This window comes from Coleofasciculus sp. (assembly GCF_046539235.1).
Taxonomy (GTDB): domain Bacteria; phylum Cyanobacteriota; class Cyanobacteriia; order Cyanobacteriales; family Coleofasciculaceae; genus Coleofasciculus.
Genome location: NZ_JBKHHI010000131.1, coordinates 1 through 15,469, shown reverse-complemented (window position 1 = coordinate 15,469; position 15,469 = coordinate 1). Strand labels below are relative to the sequence as shown.

The window sequence follows — 15,469 nt, the reverse complement described above, 5'->3', positions numbered from 1 at the left end:
CCGATCGCGCTTTTGAAGTTGGCGTCGCTGAGGTTCGCTCCCTGGAAGCTTGCATCGATCAACGCAGCTTGGGCAAAATCGGCTTGCGTCAGGTTGGCGTAACTCAAATCAGCCCCAGTTAAGTTAGCCCCGCGTACATCACATCGGGTTAAATTCGTATAGGTTAAATTAGCTTCAGTTAACGTGGAACGAATCAGATTGGCATCTTCTAACGTTGCACCAACCAATGTAACATTACTTAAATTCGCCTCTCGCAATTGCGCCCCCTGTAAATCCACACCACTTAAATTAGCATTTGTCAACGTGGCGCTGTGCAGGTAAGCTGAGTGAAGAATCGCCCCCGTCAGTTTAGCATTGGTTAGGTCTGCGATCGCGAGTTTAGCATTGCTCAAGTTTGCCCCCTCCAAATTCACCCCGGTCAAATTAGCCCGATTAAGCCCCGTCCCTTTTAACTGCGCCCCTTGCAAGTTCGCCCCACTTAAATCCGCGATCTGAAAATTGCTCCCATTCAGAACCGCCCCTTGCAGTGTTGTTCTCACTAAAATCGCACCATTGAAGTCCGCGTTACTGATATAGGCTTGACTTAAATTAGCACCACTTAAGTTAGCACTATCCGCATTCACGGTATCCAAATTGGCATAATTCAGTTTAGCGCCCCTCAAATCCGCTGAGCGAATATCAGCTACTTCCAATTGGGCGTCGGTTAAATTAGCATTGCGTAGATCTGCACTGACTAAGTTGGCGTTGGTGAGTGTGGCTTCTCTTAAGTAAGTGCGGACTAAGCTGGCGTAGTCAAGTTGAGCATCTTGGAGATTAGCACGACTCAGTAGCGCCCCATCCAAGTTAGCCCGATACAAGTCAGCCCCCTGGAGGTTAGCATCGCGCAAATCGGTGACGACGGCTGCATACCAATTGGCAATAAAGGCGGGAAAATAGCCCAGCCAGGATAGGGTATTGTAGAGGTTATCGGGTTCGACCTGAGAAGGTAAGGGGTTATCAGCATCCGGTTCTCTTAACCCCAGTTTCGCCTCCCTCAAATTCGCCCTCGCCAAAGTTGCCCCAGCCAGTTTAGCACCGTTCAATTCGGCATTGCTGAGATTGGCTTGATTTAAGTTAGCCCCCGTTAGGATTGCTCCTTTTAAGTTAGCACCACTCAAATCTGCCTGCTGAAGATTGGCATTGGTTAAATCCGCATCGGTTAAGTCACATTGAGGACAAGTATTGGTTGTTTTGAGTTGTTCTAAGTGTTGAGGATTAGCCGCATGGGTGGTGTTGGTGAACCCTGGAGTCATGACCAGGGAAATTGCCAGGACAAGTGTTTTCAGGAATGTAAGGGCGGGTTTGACTCGTATTGTGTTTTTTCTTACGCCAATGTAGCTAAACCCTTCCCCAGCAAAGGTTTCAGGTGTGAGTAGAAGAAGGAGAGGGTGCATGTCAACTTTGTCGGTTGGGTTGAGGAACAGATACTTTTGGTCAAGCGGACTACCCTTCGGGAAGGCTTCGCATACATTTGTGTAGCAGTGATTTTAATCGCCTCCGTCAAAAGGGGGCATTAATTGGCTTTTCATGCGGGAAATCGGTTTCAATGAGATAAGATAGCCCATGTTCTCCTAACAATCCTCGCCCATAAGCTGTATTCTCGACTAAAATGGTAAGCTGACAGGCGTTTTTTTGAATCTGCATAGGTTATTCTATAAATTAGGATTTTTTCTGCGATCGCGGAAGTTTCACCACAAATTCAGTGCCTTTACCTAGTTGGGAACAATAGTTGATAGTGCCGCCATGTTTCTCGACAATTTTATAACTAATTGATAATCCCAATCCCGTTCCCTTACCAACAGGTTTTGTGGTAAAGAACGGTTCAAACACTCGCGATTTTAGTTTTGCTGGTATTCCTATACCATTATCCTGAACGTGAATCGCCACAGTTTCATCGTCTACTCTTTGAGTCAAAATATAGATCCTAGGCGGCTTCAATAAATCAACGTCTAAAGCATCAATTGCATTAATTAGCAGATTCATAAACACTTGGTTAATTTCTCCAGCATAGCACTCGACTAAGGGCAAGTCACCATAGTCTTTAACTACCTGAATAGCGGGACGGTTGGGATTAGCTTGCCAGCGATTTTCGAGAATTAATAGAGTATTGTCAATTCCTTCATGCAAATCAACCGCTTTCATCTCGGCTTCGTCGAGTCGCGAAAAATTCCGCAACGACTGCACAATTTTACGAATCCGATCAGCTCCGATTTTGATCGAGTCCAGTAATTTAGGAAAGTCTCGCTGAATAAACTCCCAATCCAGTTGCTGCAATTTGGCTTGAATCATGGGAGTGGAATTGGGATAGGATTGCTGATAAAGCTGTACCAGTTCCAAAACATCGTCGATATAATCTTTAGCCGGATTAATATTGCCATAAATAAAGCTAACTGGGTTATTAATTTCATGAGCCACTCCCGCCACCAGTTGTCCCAAACTGGACATTTTTTCTTGTTGGATGAGTTGAGCTTGCGTCTGTTGCAATTGTTGCAAAGCTGCTGTCAGTTCTATGGCTTTCTGGGCTTCCGATTCAGCAATTGAGCGGGTTTGGGCGTAGAGTTCAGCTTGCGTGAGTGCGATCGCCAGTTTATCGGCTACCCGTTCTAACAAGTCTACTTCGCTATCACTCCAATGTCGCGTTTTCCGACTATGACTGCAACAGATAGCGCCAATTTTTCCCGATTGAGTATGAACGGGGACAAAAACCACAGCACGATAGTTTAATGTCTCCAGAAAAAATTGGCGTTCGACTGGATTTTGTAACGTCAGAGTATCTTCAATGCGAGTCACTTCCTTGCGGGTAATTTTGGCAATTAAGGGAGTAATTTCGGCTACGGGAACTTGACTTCCGTTTAAGGAAGGTAACTCAGGGTGTTTGGCTTCAGCGATAACTTCTGCTACTGGAGGAATGGCTTCTGGTACATATAGTCGGAAGACGCATCGTTCCAATTCTAACAATTGATAAAGTTTATCGACGGCTGTTTCCACCACCATATTAAAATCAAGAGAAGCACGAATTTGACTAGCAATACAATTAAGCAGTGATTCTCGTTTTGCCAGTTGTCGATATCGAGTTTCCGACTCTTGCAACGCTTGTTCAAATTGCTTACGTTGTGTAATATTGGTACAGGTTCCCACGAGTCGATAAATGTGCCCATTATCATCTTTGAGAGGGGTGAGTCCTGTCAGCCACCAAATTTTTTGTCCGTCTAGAGTAACGAGTTTTTCATATTGAATCGTTTTTCCAGCCTTAACGCATTCATCATAAAGTTCTATACAGGGTTCGGCGAATTCAGGTGGCAATATTTCCCGCAGTAAACATCCACGTAGGTTATCGGAGGTGATCCCCAAAATTTTTTTAGCTACGGGATTAAAATCGGTGTAACGGTAATTTCCTTGTTCATCGATATCGATCACAAAAATGGGATGATCGACTTTTTCATAGATACTGCGTAAAATCTGGCAATTCTGTTGAGTGGAGAGAATAGACATGGCTGCAATCTCAAAAACGATTTCAGAATTTTATTATGACTACTGTAATACACCCCGTTAAAAAATACTGTACAGAGCAGAAACTGAGTCGGGGCGGGTTTAGTCACATCTGGGTGCAACCGACAAGATAGTTGTGAAACCCGCCCCTACACACTCAACACTCACATTGCGCTACATACCGTGAAAAGTCAGATCAGTCCATGGGCATTGATCAGCTTTCTAGGCAAATACTCGGCAGTTTTTTCGTTAACTCCAGCCGCTGGTTCTTGCCATAACGGCGGCTAGGAGGGGCAATAGAGTAAACCCAATTAATTCACCTTTGATTAGCCAGGATAATCGATTGAATTGACCAATATCTAAACTAGGCAGTTTATCCTTCTGCAATGCTTTAATCCATGACAAAAATGTAAACGTTGGATAAAGCGAAAATAGACTGACGATGAGAAAAATCCCCATTTTGGCATAAAAAAATGGATTATTCAGATAGTAATCCGTTCCTTTGCCAAAGTAGAGGACTCTCAACAGTCCGGTGATCAGGATCATCGTTGCGGCTAAACCATAAGCCGCATCAGCAAAGGCAACTTTTTTGGCTTCAGCCAGCGTCATGTCGGATTTTAAATTAAAACTTTCAACCGTGAGTGCGGCAAAAGCGAGCATGAAACCTAAGTAATGGAGATAAGCTGTAATCGAACTTGCCCACATTGTTATCTGTCTTGATTTTTGCTTACTTAATGTGGAGTAGGCAAGAAACCTAAGCTTGAAAAGAATCTGTTCAAGTTAATTGTTCTTGCCAACTCTACGGTTAGTTCTGTTTTTTTAGTCTAAAATCCAGGTTTTAATGTTTACCTCCAGTCTCACCCCCGTGACGGTGTTGATGGCGGTGTTGATGCTCATGTTCATGATCATGACATTCGCTATCTTCTCTGACCAAAGACCCATTAAGATAGCCATTTACCGCCTTATCTAGATCCGTTTCTTTAGTCATCACGGGTTCAATTCCCTTCTGTTCCAGACGGCTCACCAATTTCTTTCCCATTCCCCCAGCAATCAAAACCTGCACATCATCTAACGGATGGGAATCATTGGGTTTGCTATTGTGAAACGACTGTTCAGGTGGCAATTCCAAAAGCGTTTTAGCGATCATTTCATTGTCTTTGATGTCGTAAATCCAAAACCTCTGGCAATGTCCAGCGTGTTCGGTTATGCTGGTTTTATTTTGACTAGCGACAGCAATTTTCATGGTTTCTCCTACTTTTAATGAATGGTTGCTAGAACGGGCGTAAAGATTAGGCAGGTGGATGATCGTGAGGTGGGCGAGTGTTGATACCGAGTATGCGATAAATGCCGCAAAAGCCAATCGCCGCACTGAAAGCAAGCAAAGCGGCGGCAATATCCAATCCAACCACTAAGCCAGTATCTTGATAAACACTCAACCCTGCATACAGCAAAACTTGTGCTAAAAGTAAGCGAACAATTTGATCGAAGCGTCCGACATTGTTGAACATGATATCTAATCTAAACTAACAGTGGATTTTCTGGCGTTCTGACACTCTGAACCGATTGCCCTATGGTTACAGCAATTCTTGGTTATTGGCTGAGAGTGTTTGCCGCCTTGCCTGGGAAACTTTAATCTATTTTTGAATATATCACTAGATAGTTGATTAAGCAAGCGCCAAGATACCAGTTGGTAGAGACGTTGGCGACAATACCTCTACATTAGCGCCAGGGAAGCCTTTCCACGCCTAGGGATGGGGGTAGCTATGTGAGGTAGGAGAGGTGAGAGCGATCGCTTGATACAGTAAGTTTATGATGTAAATGATCAGAATAAGAGATAAAGAATACTCAGTCTATTTAGACATTCAGGTTGCTCCGTTTAACGCGGGATTGTTCTATAATAATTACAATGAATCTATATTCAGTTATTATGACTCCCCATCCCCCCAACCGTAGGGGCGCAAAAATGTGCGCCCCATTTAATAGTTATCCGGTCAGAATCCCAATTTAGCCAAAACAGGTTTAGGTGAAACAACGTGCTTGTTAATCCCCAGTTTTCCCGGCTTAATCCCTAACGCCAAGCCAATAATTTCTGTGATATAAAGAATGGGCAGCTTATAGGAAACATTGTATGCCTTCTCGATATCCGGCTGTCTCAGTTCTAAATTATTAGCACACAACGGACAAGCCAAAACCATACAATCTGCCCCCAAAGATTTTGCCTCATCTAACAGGCGCTTCGTCAGTTCAAACGCCACCTTTTCCTGGGGGACAAGAATCGGTCCACCACAACATTTGGTCTTTGACCGAAAATCAACCACTTCCGCCCCACAAATCTGAGATAATTTATCCATCGACATGGGGAAAACTGGAGAATCCCATCCCGTTAATTCCTGAGGTCGAGTCAAGAGACACCCATAATAACAGGCAACTTTTAAACCCCGCAACGGCTTTTTGATCCGGCTGGAGATATCCACATCATTGACCAAGACATCCACCACATTCCTGACTTTTATATTAGAGTCAGAAACCGACATCCCCATCTGGGACAAAATCGGCGTAATCTTATTCCTTTCCGTCTCGTTCTCTAATGCCTTAGCTGCCTTGGCTGACTTGTTATAACACCCCGAACAGGATGCCAAAAGATCGCGATTTTTCTGCTGCGCCAGCACCACATTTCTCGCCGCTAACGCCATACCAACCTCATGAGAAACTCCAGCGGCGATGGAACCGCCACAACAAGACCAATCTTCAAGTTCCTCCAACTCAATTCCCAGTTCTTGCATCACCACCCGGGTCGAAATATCAAACTCCTTGGCTGAGGAATGGAGGCTGCATCCTGGATAGTAAGAATATGTCATTTTTTACTCGCTTTTTCTAATGCTTGATTAAATGTTTTCGGGTCTTTCACTTTAGCCGGAAGGGGCGACAACTTACCCCGAAGCGCTAATTTGATGCCCAACTCGGCTTGTTCTAACATGGCTTCAATCCCGCCATATTGATGCATGAGTTCTGGTTCAAAGACAATCCCGCGTTTCTTGACTAACTCCACAAAGATCTGATTAAATCGGGTCGAGTCGTTCTGAATTCCTTCGCGGATGGCAAGGGCTTTAACCGCCTCAATCACATCAGCTGGTCGTACTCCACGGGGACATCGGGATGTACAGGTGTAACAGGAGGTACATAACCAGAGGGTGTTACTTTTGAGAATCGTCTCCCATTCACCCCGTTGCAGCAACAGAATCAGCTTCCGAGGGGAAATATCCATGCGATCAATGTTGGTACATCCTCCACTACAAGTACCACACTGCATACAACTCGCGATCGCGGCATTCTCACCCCCCTCAGCGATCACTTTATCCATCACTTTCTGACTGATTTTATCACCATCAACCTGGCGATCTTTTTTAATACCAAAGAAGCATTTGTTTTTGGCGACCATTGATTTAATCCTCACTGATGTACAACTTGTTTTTCATTGGCAAAATACCCATTGGTCGCTGATTCTAATTGGCAGATAGAACCAACCTTAGTGGCGAGAAAACCAGCAATTTCCGCCGCCGCAGATCGCCCATCTGTAATTGATTCAGCAATCGCTTTCGGACCCGTTGCTGTCCCCGCCAGAAAAACGCCTGTTCGCGCCGAATAATTGTTCGAGTATTGAGTATGGGCGGTTTCATAGAAACGATCACAACCGACTTTTAGATCAGCAATTTCTGACAGTTCCGTATTGCCACACATCCCCACCATTAATACCAACAAGTCCACGGTTAACCGCATCGGTCTTGCTGTTAATGTATCTTCTACCCTCAACAATAAACTGCCATCATTTTTCTCATTTGCCTCAGACAGCCGACCTCGGATGAACTGAACCCCATATTTTTCCTGAGATGTTCTGTACAGTTCCTCATAACCGCGACCAAATACCCGAATGTCCATATACAGACTGTAAATTTCACAATCAGGTATCTGTTCTTTAATTTCAATTGCCACCTTCACCGCATTAGTACAGCAAACTCGCGAACAGTAATTATTATTCACTTTCTCATCGCGAGAACCGACACAATGAACCATGGCTATTTTCCGTGGCGTTTTACCCGATGCCGTTTTTACCTTTTGCTGTTTTAGCATGGCATCCAGTTCAACCGAGGTGATGGAATTATCGTAGATATCGTATCCATACTCCTCTTTAAACGACGCATTAAAATGGTTGAATCCCGTCGAAACCAGAATCGAAGCCGCCTCAATTTTTTCCCCGGTTGAAGTGGTTACGGTAAAGTTTGGGGCTGAACCCTCAATCTGATTCACCGTACAATTGTTTAACACCCGGGTTCCATGCAGTCCGGCTTTAAGTTCAGCGATAATTTCTGAAGCATCAGTAAAATCAGGAAACACTTTATACCATTTCTTTAAATGTCCTCCCAATTCAGCTTCTTTCTCAATTAACGTGACCTCTTGTCCTAACTCGCTGAGTTTTCCCGCCGCTGCCATTCCGGCTGGACCACCACCAATTACGACTACGTTTTTACTCATTGTTTTAATCCTTGCGATATTTACCAGTTTTGCCGTTTGTCAAGTCAAACCCTTACAAATGACAAGTGATAATCTTTAATATCCCGACCAACTTAAAACGAATGTCACTAATTTAAGCTGGGTTCGTAGTAGGCACTTTAGTACCAGAAGCGCTAAAGCGCTTACTACAAACTAAAACGGTCGTCTGCGTTGTTCAGCCGTCTTAGATTTGTCATAGGGAATACCGATTTTATCCAGCAACGGTTCGACCGGAACGGCTTTGGCATTCAGTCCACAATCTTTAAAGGGGTCATAGCCTAACAACAACCCAGTAAGTTGGGCGTAGTCAAGAATAGACACGTTAAATTCTTCTTCCAAAACTTCCTTAATTGTGCCTTGTTCGGCATCCAGGAATACGGTACAACCCGGACAGTTGGTTAAGATTAAATTACAATCTGGGTGTGCCTCTTTCAAACTGGCTAATTTCTTATAAACACTCCCCGCGGTGTAATCCCGGTTTTCAGGAAACGCACATTGGCGGAAGCCCATCCCACAACAATGTCGGCGTTCGGGATAATCAACAATTTCCGCACCAAAGGCTTCTAAAAGTCCAACTAAGACTTGGGGAAATTCCGCCCCACCCATGGCTTCACCGGGAAAAATTTTCCCATAATGACAACCGACGTGATCCGTGGCTTTGACTCCTTTGAGGCTATATTTGGCTTTTTCAGCCAGTTTATGACGATTGGCAAAAAAGACATCTGAAGCATGAACAACTGAAGGTCTACCACCGGATACATGAGGAATCCAAAATTCCCGACCCGTGGTTTCTTTTAATGTCTTTTCGGTGTATTCCAGCAACTCTGGTTCTTCTTCCCAGAGTTTAATCACTTCCGTATAGTTAGCAAAGGAGGTGACACAGAATGAGAAAAGATTATCGACACCCTGTTCATAATGGGCGATGGAAAAGTTTCTCGCTGCAATCACCATCTGGGTTTCTAGGTTGGTGACATCGCCGTGATATCCAATCGCCCCACAGGAGGTATGACCAGGGGCTTCCCGCAGTTCGATGCCCAGATCATTTTTTAAGATTTTATAGGCGATACCTTCGGTGTAGGGGGCAGCACTTTGGAGGAAACAACTGCGGAAGCATCCCCACAATTTCCCGCCTTGGTCATCGACGCTGGGGACTTGTTTTTGGTGTCTTTCCCAGGCTTGGTTTTTTCCGGCTAATTTCATGGTTGATTCTCCTGATTTATTTGATTTCGTAGTTGCGGCTATCCCCAGTTTCTAACCAGGTTTGCCAGTATTTTTCTACTTCCGCTTTGCTGCCGAGTTTCTTTTCCATGCCTTTTTCCACGGCATCCATTAAGGAGACAGCACCGGTTTTTTGGTAAATTGTCCGCACTTCTTCCATGTCTTTTTCCGGAATCATCCGGTGGGAACCGGGGCTATTTTCCAAGTCCATTGGCACACCCCACCATTCCCGCATCTCTTTCATATGGTCGTAATAGTATTCCCAATTCTCACCCAGTTCAGGGAAATGAGACGGGGAGATGTTTTTTGCGAGTAAGGTATAGCCACGTTTGAGCATATTTTCCCCAAACACCCGCTTGGCAATTAATTGCTGTCGTCCTTTTTCCGACTCAGCAAAGTAACCGTAACGAATAGCGAGTCGGCGTAAGGCAAGAATGACTGAGGCAGGGCTGTTGCCTCGAGGACACCGGGTTTTGCAGGAGAAACACTGTCCGCAATACCAAATTTTGTCGGATTTGAGCAAGTCTTCAATCAGTTCGTCATCTTCAGATTGAACGATGTTCATCACCTCTCTGGGAGAGTAATCGTTAAATTCGGCTGCCGGACAAACGGCAGTACATACACCGCAATTCAGGCAGGCATTCATGCCATGTTGATACAAAATGTCTTGTTTTAGCTGATTAAATAGTTTGCCCATTGGTAAACCCCTTTGACTGGCGCGACTGAGTGACGCCTCTCGTCGATGTATGTATTATATGACTAAGTGGTTATATAAAGTCAAGGGGGGTAGCCAAAAAAATTTTCGGGTGACAAAATTTTCCCTGGCTCTTCACGACATCCCCTATCTCCCCTATCTCGCCTATCTCCCTCACCTCGCTGATTTCCCCTTGCTCCCCCATCTCCCCTGCTCTCTCACCCTAATGGCGAAGACAATGTGTGTTATGTAATAATATGACTAATCAGTAAACAACACCGAACCGCACAGCATTAACCCTTATGCCGAATCGCACAGCGACAAAACCCAAGAGCAAGAAAGCCACTTCAGCAACAGATTGCGGAATCTCCAAACTCTCTCCTGTGGCGTTGAGCTTGATGGCAGATTTTTTCAAGGTACTCTCGGAAGTCAGTCGGCTACAGATTGTCTGCTGCTTGAAAGCAGGTGCAATGAACGTCACAGAGATTATTGAAGAAACCGGACTGGGACAAGCTAATGTATCGAAGCACCTAAAAATACTCAACCAAGCGGGAATCGTCTCCCGTGAACAGCAAGGAGTTTGTGTCTACTATAAGATCGCGAACCCGTTTTTGTTTGAATTGTGCGATTTAGTCTGTGATACTCTCTCGATGCAAGTGCAGCAGCAAAGCCATCAAATACAGCAGCTAGCCGCGCTACGCCAAAGTCGCTGATGAACCAACGCCCGCGAGTAGGGATTTGGTTAGCAAACCCCTACGGCATTGTTGGATTCTACCATCTTCCCCAAGAAAGATGCTATTGTAGCCAAATAAAGCGATAACTTGTTTGGTGTTACTTGAGGCGTAATGGTGCGGTGGCACGAAACCAACATCAGAAAAGCCGCGATCGCATGAGCGTCCCGCGAATGGCATTGACCGCAACAAGTCTGTGGGGATGCTGGATTGGCGTTCTATTAAATCAGCATGCGATCGCGCAAATTACTCCTGATGCTACTTTGGGTGATGAAACTTCGGTATTGACACCGGGCGATAACCCAATAGACATTCTGATTCAAGGCGGCGCTCAACGGAATTCCCACCTCTTCCACAGCTTTGAACAATTCAATGTGGAAAATGGACAACGAGTTGATTTCGCTAATCCTGGCGGGATTGAAACCATTTTCACTCGCGTCACGGGTGAAAACCTGACAACTATTCTGGGAACCTTAGGCGTCGATGGATCTGCGAACCTGATTCTGCTGAATCCCAATGGTATCCTTTTTGGCGAAAATGCTCAATTAAACGTGTCCGGTGCATTTCGCGCCACGACAGCAGATAGCGTTATTTTTGAGAATGGATTGGAGTTCAGCGCCACAAATCCTCAATCCCCGTCTCCTTTACTCACCATTAACGTTCCCATTGGCTTGCAAATTGGAGCCAATCCTGGCACGATTGTCAATCAATCTGTCGCCATGATTGGGGATGAAGTCGTGGGACTAGCGGTGCAACCCGGTCAAACCTTATCCTTAATTGGTGGAGATGTCCGGTTAGAAGGGGGTCATCTTACCGCACCCGCCGGAAAAATTGAACTGGGTTCTGTTTTTAACGGGGAGTGGAACCTCAATTCTCCCCAATTCTCATTCCCCAATGCTACAAGTTCAACATTAGGAACGATTCAACTGATAGAACAAGCAACTGTGGATGCGAGTGGTGCAGGCGGGGGCGAGATTCTGGTGCAAGGACGACAGGTTTCTGTCCAGGATGGGTCACAAATTCAGTCAATTACTCTCGGATCTCAACCTGGAGCTAATTTAACCATAAACGCTTCGGAGTTCGTCGAAGTCGTTGGCGCTTCCCCCACAGGTTTTCCCATCAGTAGCATCAAGACCAATACAATTGGTACTGGATCAGGAGGAGATTTAACCATAAACACTGCCCAATTACGGGTGCAGGGTCAAGGATTAGTTTCTGCATCAACCTTTGGAGGGGGGACAGGGGGAGATCTAACAATTCGGGCGTCAGATGCTGTAGAACTGAGTGGTTCTGGATTTGAGAATTTGCAGCAAAATATTATCCTCAGGGCGTTAGCCACACCCGAACAATTAGCCGCCTTAGGTGTACCTCCCTTCCAAGTATCTGATATCGAATTTTTTGGCGGTGGACTTTTAGCAGGTACTCAAGACAGCAGTTCCGCAGCCGGTCGTTTAACCATTGAAACCAGTCGGTTAGTGATGGGGAATGGCGCGATCGCATCTACACCAACAGGGGGTGCAGGGAGAGGGGGAGATGTCTTGGTTAACGCTTCTGAATCCGTGGAAATATCTGGTTCAGCATTTGTCACCGGGGCGTTTCAAGGAACCACAGGCGATGCGGGAAATATCAGGTTGAATACGCAACACCTAACCCTACAAAATGGGGGACTCCTGCAAACGATTACCTTTGGTCAAGGCGATGGTGGAAGTTTGCAGGTAAACGCCTCTGAGTCTGTGCAAATGGATAGTACACCCATTGGCGCACTCGCTCCCACAGGAATTTTTGCTAACAGTGTCTTTGGCACAGGGACAGGCGGCGATATCACCGTAAATACACGCCGGATAACTATGCGCGAAGGGGCGCAAGTGGGAAACCAGACAGGTGCATCAACGGGATTAGGGTTAATTCCGGTCGGGGGTCCAGCCGGAGATGTTGTCATAAATGCAACTGATTTTATTGAAGTTGATGGTGTATCCCCAGATACTCAATTTATTAGTGGTCCGGGAACTACCAGTTTTAGTGGGGCGCCCGCAGGAGACACAACCGTTTCCACCCGAAATATGATCATTCGCAATGGGGGTAATATCTCAACCACCACTCTGAGTGCAGGAGATGGAGGCAGATTAACGGTTAATGTCTCCGATACCTTGGAACTCGTCGGTACGGGAAACTTTACGGGTGGAGGAGTCCCCGTCGAAATTCCCAGTAGTTTAGTTTCTTCCTCAGGACGGGCTGACTTTCCCGCATTGCCAGCCACTGGGGATGCAGGTGTTTTAGAGGTAAATGCAGGTCAACTTATTATCCGAGATGGGGCAGAAGTTGCCGTGAATAGTCTCGGTTCTGGGGATGCGGGGACGTTAGAAATTGTCGCCGATTTGATTGAGTTGGACAATCAGGGAACGATTAATGCAGCGACAGATTCGGGTCAAGGCGGTAACTTATCGATAAAAGCCCAAAACTTACTCATGAACCGAGAGAGCCAGATTACTACAGATGCAGGAAATACAGATGGGGGTAATATTATTATCATGACGGATACCCTAGTCGCTCTGGACAATAGCGATATCACAGCGAATGCTCAACAAGGTCGAGGTGGGCGAGTTAGCGTTACGGCTCAAGGTATTTTTGGCACCGAGTTTCGGGAACAACTAACGCCCGAAAGCGATATTACCGCCACCTCTGAATTGGGACCTGAGTTCAGTGGTACTGTGAATATTGTCATCCAAGGGATTGACCCCTCTCAAGGATTAGTTGAGTTTTCCGAAAATTTCACAGATACCAGTACCCTCATTGCCATTGGTTGTGCTGCTGATGAAGGGAATTACTTTGCCCTAACGGGGCGCGGTGGCTTACCCGCTAACCCGACTCAACCCCTTGCCAGTGAGACGGTATGGTCAGATGTACGCAATTTATCGGTGGCGTCTTCTCCAGCGTCTACGGCTAAGACGGAAAACAATTTTCAATTTTACCGACCGAATCCTCAACCTCAAATTATTGAAGCGCAAGGCTGGATTGTCAATGAAAAAGGTCAAGTTGAATTGGTAGCTAATTTACCAGAAAGTTTCCCTCAAAGTCCTCGCTATACACCACAAACTTGTTCACCTTAATTCTTGGAATGATCTCAGATCAAGCAAAAAACCTCTGCGCCCCTCTGCGTCAACCTCTGCGTCCCTCTGCGTTAAAAAAACATAATTTCGATGCGAACTTATATGATTATGAACTCAAAATCATACCCGTGAGCGAAGTGTCAATACTGCCAATTAAGTCAGGGCGGGTTTGGGACAAAGGTTATGATCAATAGCGAAACATAATTTCCTAACTGCCAATTAAGTCAGGGCGGGTTTGGGACAAAGGTTATGATCAATAGCGAAACATAATTTCCTAAACCCGCCCCTACTCAAAACCAGGTTCCTCTGAGCAAAGGGTCAACACTCAACACTACCTCTGGATACCGTTAACTATCAAAATTAGGTCAAACTATGAAGTGGGCTAGTCAAATTTTTCGGCTAAAGATTCGGTCTAGTTTGAGACGGTATGCTTCCTCTGTGATACTGTTTGGGCTAACCATGTTTCTCGTCACCACGGTATGGTCCCCCATCTCATATCCGGTTGAACCCTTACACACGTCCCTCAACCCAACCGACAACGTTGACCGCTTAAAACGCCAACCCGCAAACGCCAAAACTGCAAATTCTCCAACCCCTCTAGAACAAGGAATTGCCGCCTTTGAAGCGGGGCGTTTTGCTGAGGCGGGACAACTCTGGCGACAAGCCGCCCAAGATTATGAACAAAAGCGCGATCGCTTAAACCTTGCCCTAAGTTTAAGTTATCTCTCGCTAGCCGATCAAAATTTGGGACAAGTCCAGGATGCAGAACGGGCGATTAACCAAAGTCTGGATCTGTTGCAACACCAAGACAATTGGGAATCAGGGGGTTTGGCGATTCTGGGTCAAGCCCTTAATACTCAGGGACGCCTGCAACTCACCAAAGGACAAGCTGAAGCCGCCTTGGAAACCTGGAAACAAGCCACCGACGCTTATAGCCGTGCGGGTGATGAAACGGGAAAACTGGGAAGCCAAATAAACCAAGCCCAAGCCCTACAAACCTTGGGACTCTATCGACGGGCGCAAACACTTTTAGAACAGGTAAATCAACAACTCCAAGCCCAACCTGACTCCCTGCTAAAAGTTCAAGGATTGCAGAGTTTAGGAATAGCCCTGCAAGAGTTGGGCGATCCGAAAACGTCCCAAACCCTTTTAACCCAAAGTTTAGCGATCGCCCAAGAACTTAACCAGACTCCCGATACGAGTGCGATTCTGTTGAGTTTAGGGAATGTGGCGAGAGACTTGCAAGAGGATGATAAGGCTTTAGATTATTACCATAAAGCTGCTGAAAATGCCACTAATCCGCTGATCCAAATTAAGGCTCAATTGAACCAACTGAGTCTGTTGATTAATACGGAACAAGAGGACGCCGCGATCGCACTATTACCGCAAATCCAAGTTAGTCTCGCCACCCTATCCCCCAGTCGGGCGGCGGTTTATGCTCGGGTGAATTTGGCAGATAGCCTGATGCGGATGAGAGGCGATGTAGAGACGTGCCATGGCACGTCTGGATGTCAATTGATGGGTTTAACCGATGACGTTACCCCAGAAACCGGAAGCGCTGAAGCGCTGACTACGAACGGAAGCGCTAAAGCGCTGACTACGAACGGAAGCGCTAAAGCGCTGACTACGAACGGAAGCGCTAA

The 15,469-nt window shown here is 45.9% G+C and carries 14 protein-coding genes; 3 read left to right on the top strand and 11 right to left on the bottom strand.

The window, feature by feature from the left end; all coding sequences use genetic code 11:
• The 11 genes from ACLFWI_RS13835 to ACLFWI_RS13785 all read right to left on the bottom strand — a co-directional run.
• Nucleotides 1-1,433 (bottom strand): pentapeptide repeat-containing protein (locus ACLFWI_RS13835; RefSeq protein ID WP_446413403.1); only part of this gene is annotated, 1,433 nt, incomplete at its 3' end.
• 106 nt (nucleotides 1,434-1,539) lie between these two features.
• Entirely contained in the window at nucleotides 1,540-1,683 is a 144-nt protein-coding gene (locus tag ACLFWI_RS13830; protein WP_446413402.1) for a hypothetical protein, read from the bottom strand.
• A 15-nt stretch (nucleotides 1,684-1,698) separates the two neighbouring features.
• Complete coding sequence (locus ACLFWI_RS13825) at nucleotides 1,699-3,531, bottom strand: ATP-binding protein (RefSeq protein WP_446413401.1); 1,833 nt, start codon at nucleotides 3,529-3,531, stop codon at nucleotides 1,699-1,701.
• A gap of 246 nt (nucleotides 3,532-3,777) precedes the next feature.
• Nucleotides 3,778-4,233, bottom strand: a complete 456-nt coding sequence (locus ACLFWI_RS13820; RefSeq protein WP_446413400.1) for a DUF2214 family protein — start codon at nucleotides 4,231-4,233, stop codon at nucleotides 3,778-3,780.
• A 133-nt stretch (nucleotides 4,234-4,366) separates the two neighbouring features.
• Nucleotides 4,367-4,771 carry a NifB/NifX family molybdenum-iron cluster-binding protein gene (locus ACLFWI_RS13815; RefSeq protein ID WP_446413399.1) on the bottom strand — a complete coding sequence of 135 codons (405 nt, stop codon included), beginning with the start codon at nucleotides 4,769-4,771 and terminating at the stop codon, nucleotides 4,367-4,369.
• A 46-nt stretch (nucleotides 4,772-4,817) separates the two neighbouring features.
• Nucleotides 4,818-5,036, bottom strand: a complete 219-nt coding sequence (locus ACLFWI_RS13810) for a YgaP family membrane protein (protein ID WP_446413398.1) — start codon at nucleotides 5,034-5,036, stop codon at nucleotides 4,818-4,820.
• A gap of 483 nt (nucleotides 5,037-5,519) precedes the next feature.
• Nucleotides 5,520-6,386 carry a CoB--CoM heterodisulfide reductase iron-sulfur subunit B family protein gene (locus tag ACLFWI_RS13805; protein ID WP_446413397.1) on the bottom strand — a complete coding sequence of 289 codons (867 nt, stop codon included), beginning with the start codon at nucleotides 6,384-6,386 and terminating at the stop codon, nucleotides 5,520-5,522.
• Nucleotides 6,383-6,967, bottom strand: coding sequence for a 4Fe-4S dicluster domain-containing protein (locus ACLFWI_RS13800; protein ID WP_446413396.1), 585 nt, complete (start codon nucleotides 6,965-6,967; stop codon nucleotides 6,383-6,385). The genes ACLFWI_RS13805 and ACLFWI_RS13800 overlap by 4 nt, the downstream gene beginning before the upstream one ends.
• An 11-nt stretch (nucleotides 6,968-6,978) precedes the next feature.
• The gene (locus ACLFWI_RS13795) at nucleotides 6,979-8,058 is read right to left on the bottom strand and encodes an FAD-dependent oxidoreductase (RefSeq protein ID WP_446413395.1); all 1,080 of its coding nucleotides are present in this window, start codon (nucleotides 8,056-8,058) and stop codon (nucleotides 6,979-6,981) included.
• Between the two features lie 171 nt (nucleotides 8,059-8,229).
• The gene (locus ACLFWI_RS13790; protein ID WP_446409053.1) at nucleotides 8,230-9,276 is read right to left on the bottom strand and encodes a heterodisulfide reductase-related iron-sulfur binding cluster; all 1,047 of its coding nucleotides are present in this window, start codon (nucleotides 9,274-9,276) and stop codon (nucleotides 8,230-8,232) included.
• A 16-nt stretch (nucleotides 9,277-9,292) separates the two neighbouring features.
• Nucleotides 9,293-9,991, bottom strand: coding sequence for a 4Fe-4S dicluster domain-containing protein (locus ACLFWI_RS13785; protein ID WP_446409052.1), 699 nt, complete (start codon nucleotides 9,989-9,991; stop codon nucleotides 9,293-9,295).
• Between the two features lie 299 nt (nucleotides 9,992-10,290).
• On the opposite strand from ACLFWI_RS13785, the gene ACLFWI_RS13780 reads away from it, so the two are divergent.
• The 3 genes from ACLFWI_RS13780 to ACLFWI_RS13770 form a co-directional block, all read left to right on the top strand.
• A complete protein-coding gene (locus ACLFWI_RS13780) occupies nucleotides 10,291-10,701 on the top strand; it encodes an ArsR/SmtB family transcription factor (protein ID WP_446413394.1) in 411 nt (136 codons plus the stop codon).
• Between the two features lie 140 nt (nucleotides 10,702-10,841).
• Nucleotides 10,842-13,826, top strand: a complete 2,985-nt coding sequence (locus tag ACLFWI_RS13775) for a two-partner secretion domain-containing protein (protein ID WP_446413393.1) — start codon at nucleotides 10,842-10,844, stop codon at nucleotides 13,824-13,826.
• 372 nt (nucleotides 13,827-14,198) lie between these two features.
• The coding region (locus ACLFWI_RS13770; RefSeq protein WP_446413392.1) for a tetratricopeptide repeat protein at nucleotides 14,199-15,469 on the top strand (1,271 nt) is incomplete at its 3' end.

Coding starts and splice junctions, on each gene's coding strand:
- ACLFWI_RS13830 (WP_446413402.1), bottom strand. CDS start 1,683: ATGCAGATTCAAAAAAACGCCTGTCAGCTTACCATTTTAGTCGAGAAT.
- ACLFWI_RS13825 (WP_446413401.1), bottom strand. CDS start 3,531: ATGTCTATTCTCTCCACTCAACAGAATTGCCAGATTTTACGCAGTATC.
- ACLFWI_RS13820 (WP_446413400.1), bottom strand. CDS start 4,233: ATGTGGGCAAGTTCGATTACAGCTTATCTCCATTACTTAGGTTTCATG.
- ACLFWI_RS13815 (WP_446413399.1), bottom strand. CDS start 4,771: ATGAAAATTGCTGTCGCTAGTCAAAATAAAACCAGCATAACCGAACAC.
- ACLFWI_RS13810 (WP_446413398.1), bottom strand. CDS start 5,036: ATGTTCAACAATGTCGGACGCTTCGATCAAATTGTTCGCTTACTTTTA.
- ACLFWI_RS13805 (WP_446413397.1), bottom strand. CDS start 6,386: ATGACATATTCTTACTATCCAGGATGCAGCCTCCATTCCTCAGCCAAG.
- ACLFWI_RS13800 (WP_446413396.1), bottom strand. CDS start 6,967: ATGGTCGCCAAAAACAAATGCTTCTTTGGTATTAAAAAAGATCGCCAG.
- ACLFWI_RS13795 (WP_446413395.1), bottom strand. CDS start 8,058: ATGAGTAAAAACGTAGTCGTAATTGGTGGTGGTCCAGCCGGAATGGCA.
- ACLFWI_RS13790 (WP_446409053.1), bottom strand. CDS start 9,276: ATGAAATTAGCCGGAAAAAACCAAGCCTGGGAAAGACACCAAAAACAA.
- ACLFWI_RS13785 (WP_446409052.1), bottom strand. CDS start 9,991: ATGGGCAAACTATTTAATCAGCTAAAACAAGACATTTTGTATCAACAT.
- ACLFWI_RS13780 (WP_446413394.1), top strand. CDS start 10,291: ATGCCGAATCGCACAGCGACAAAACCCAAGAGCAAGAAAGCCACTTCA.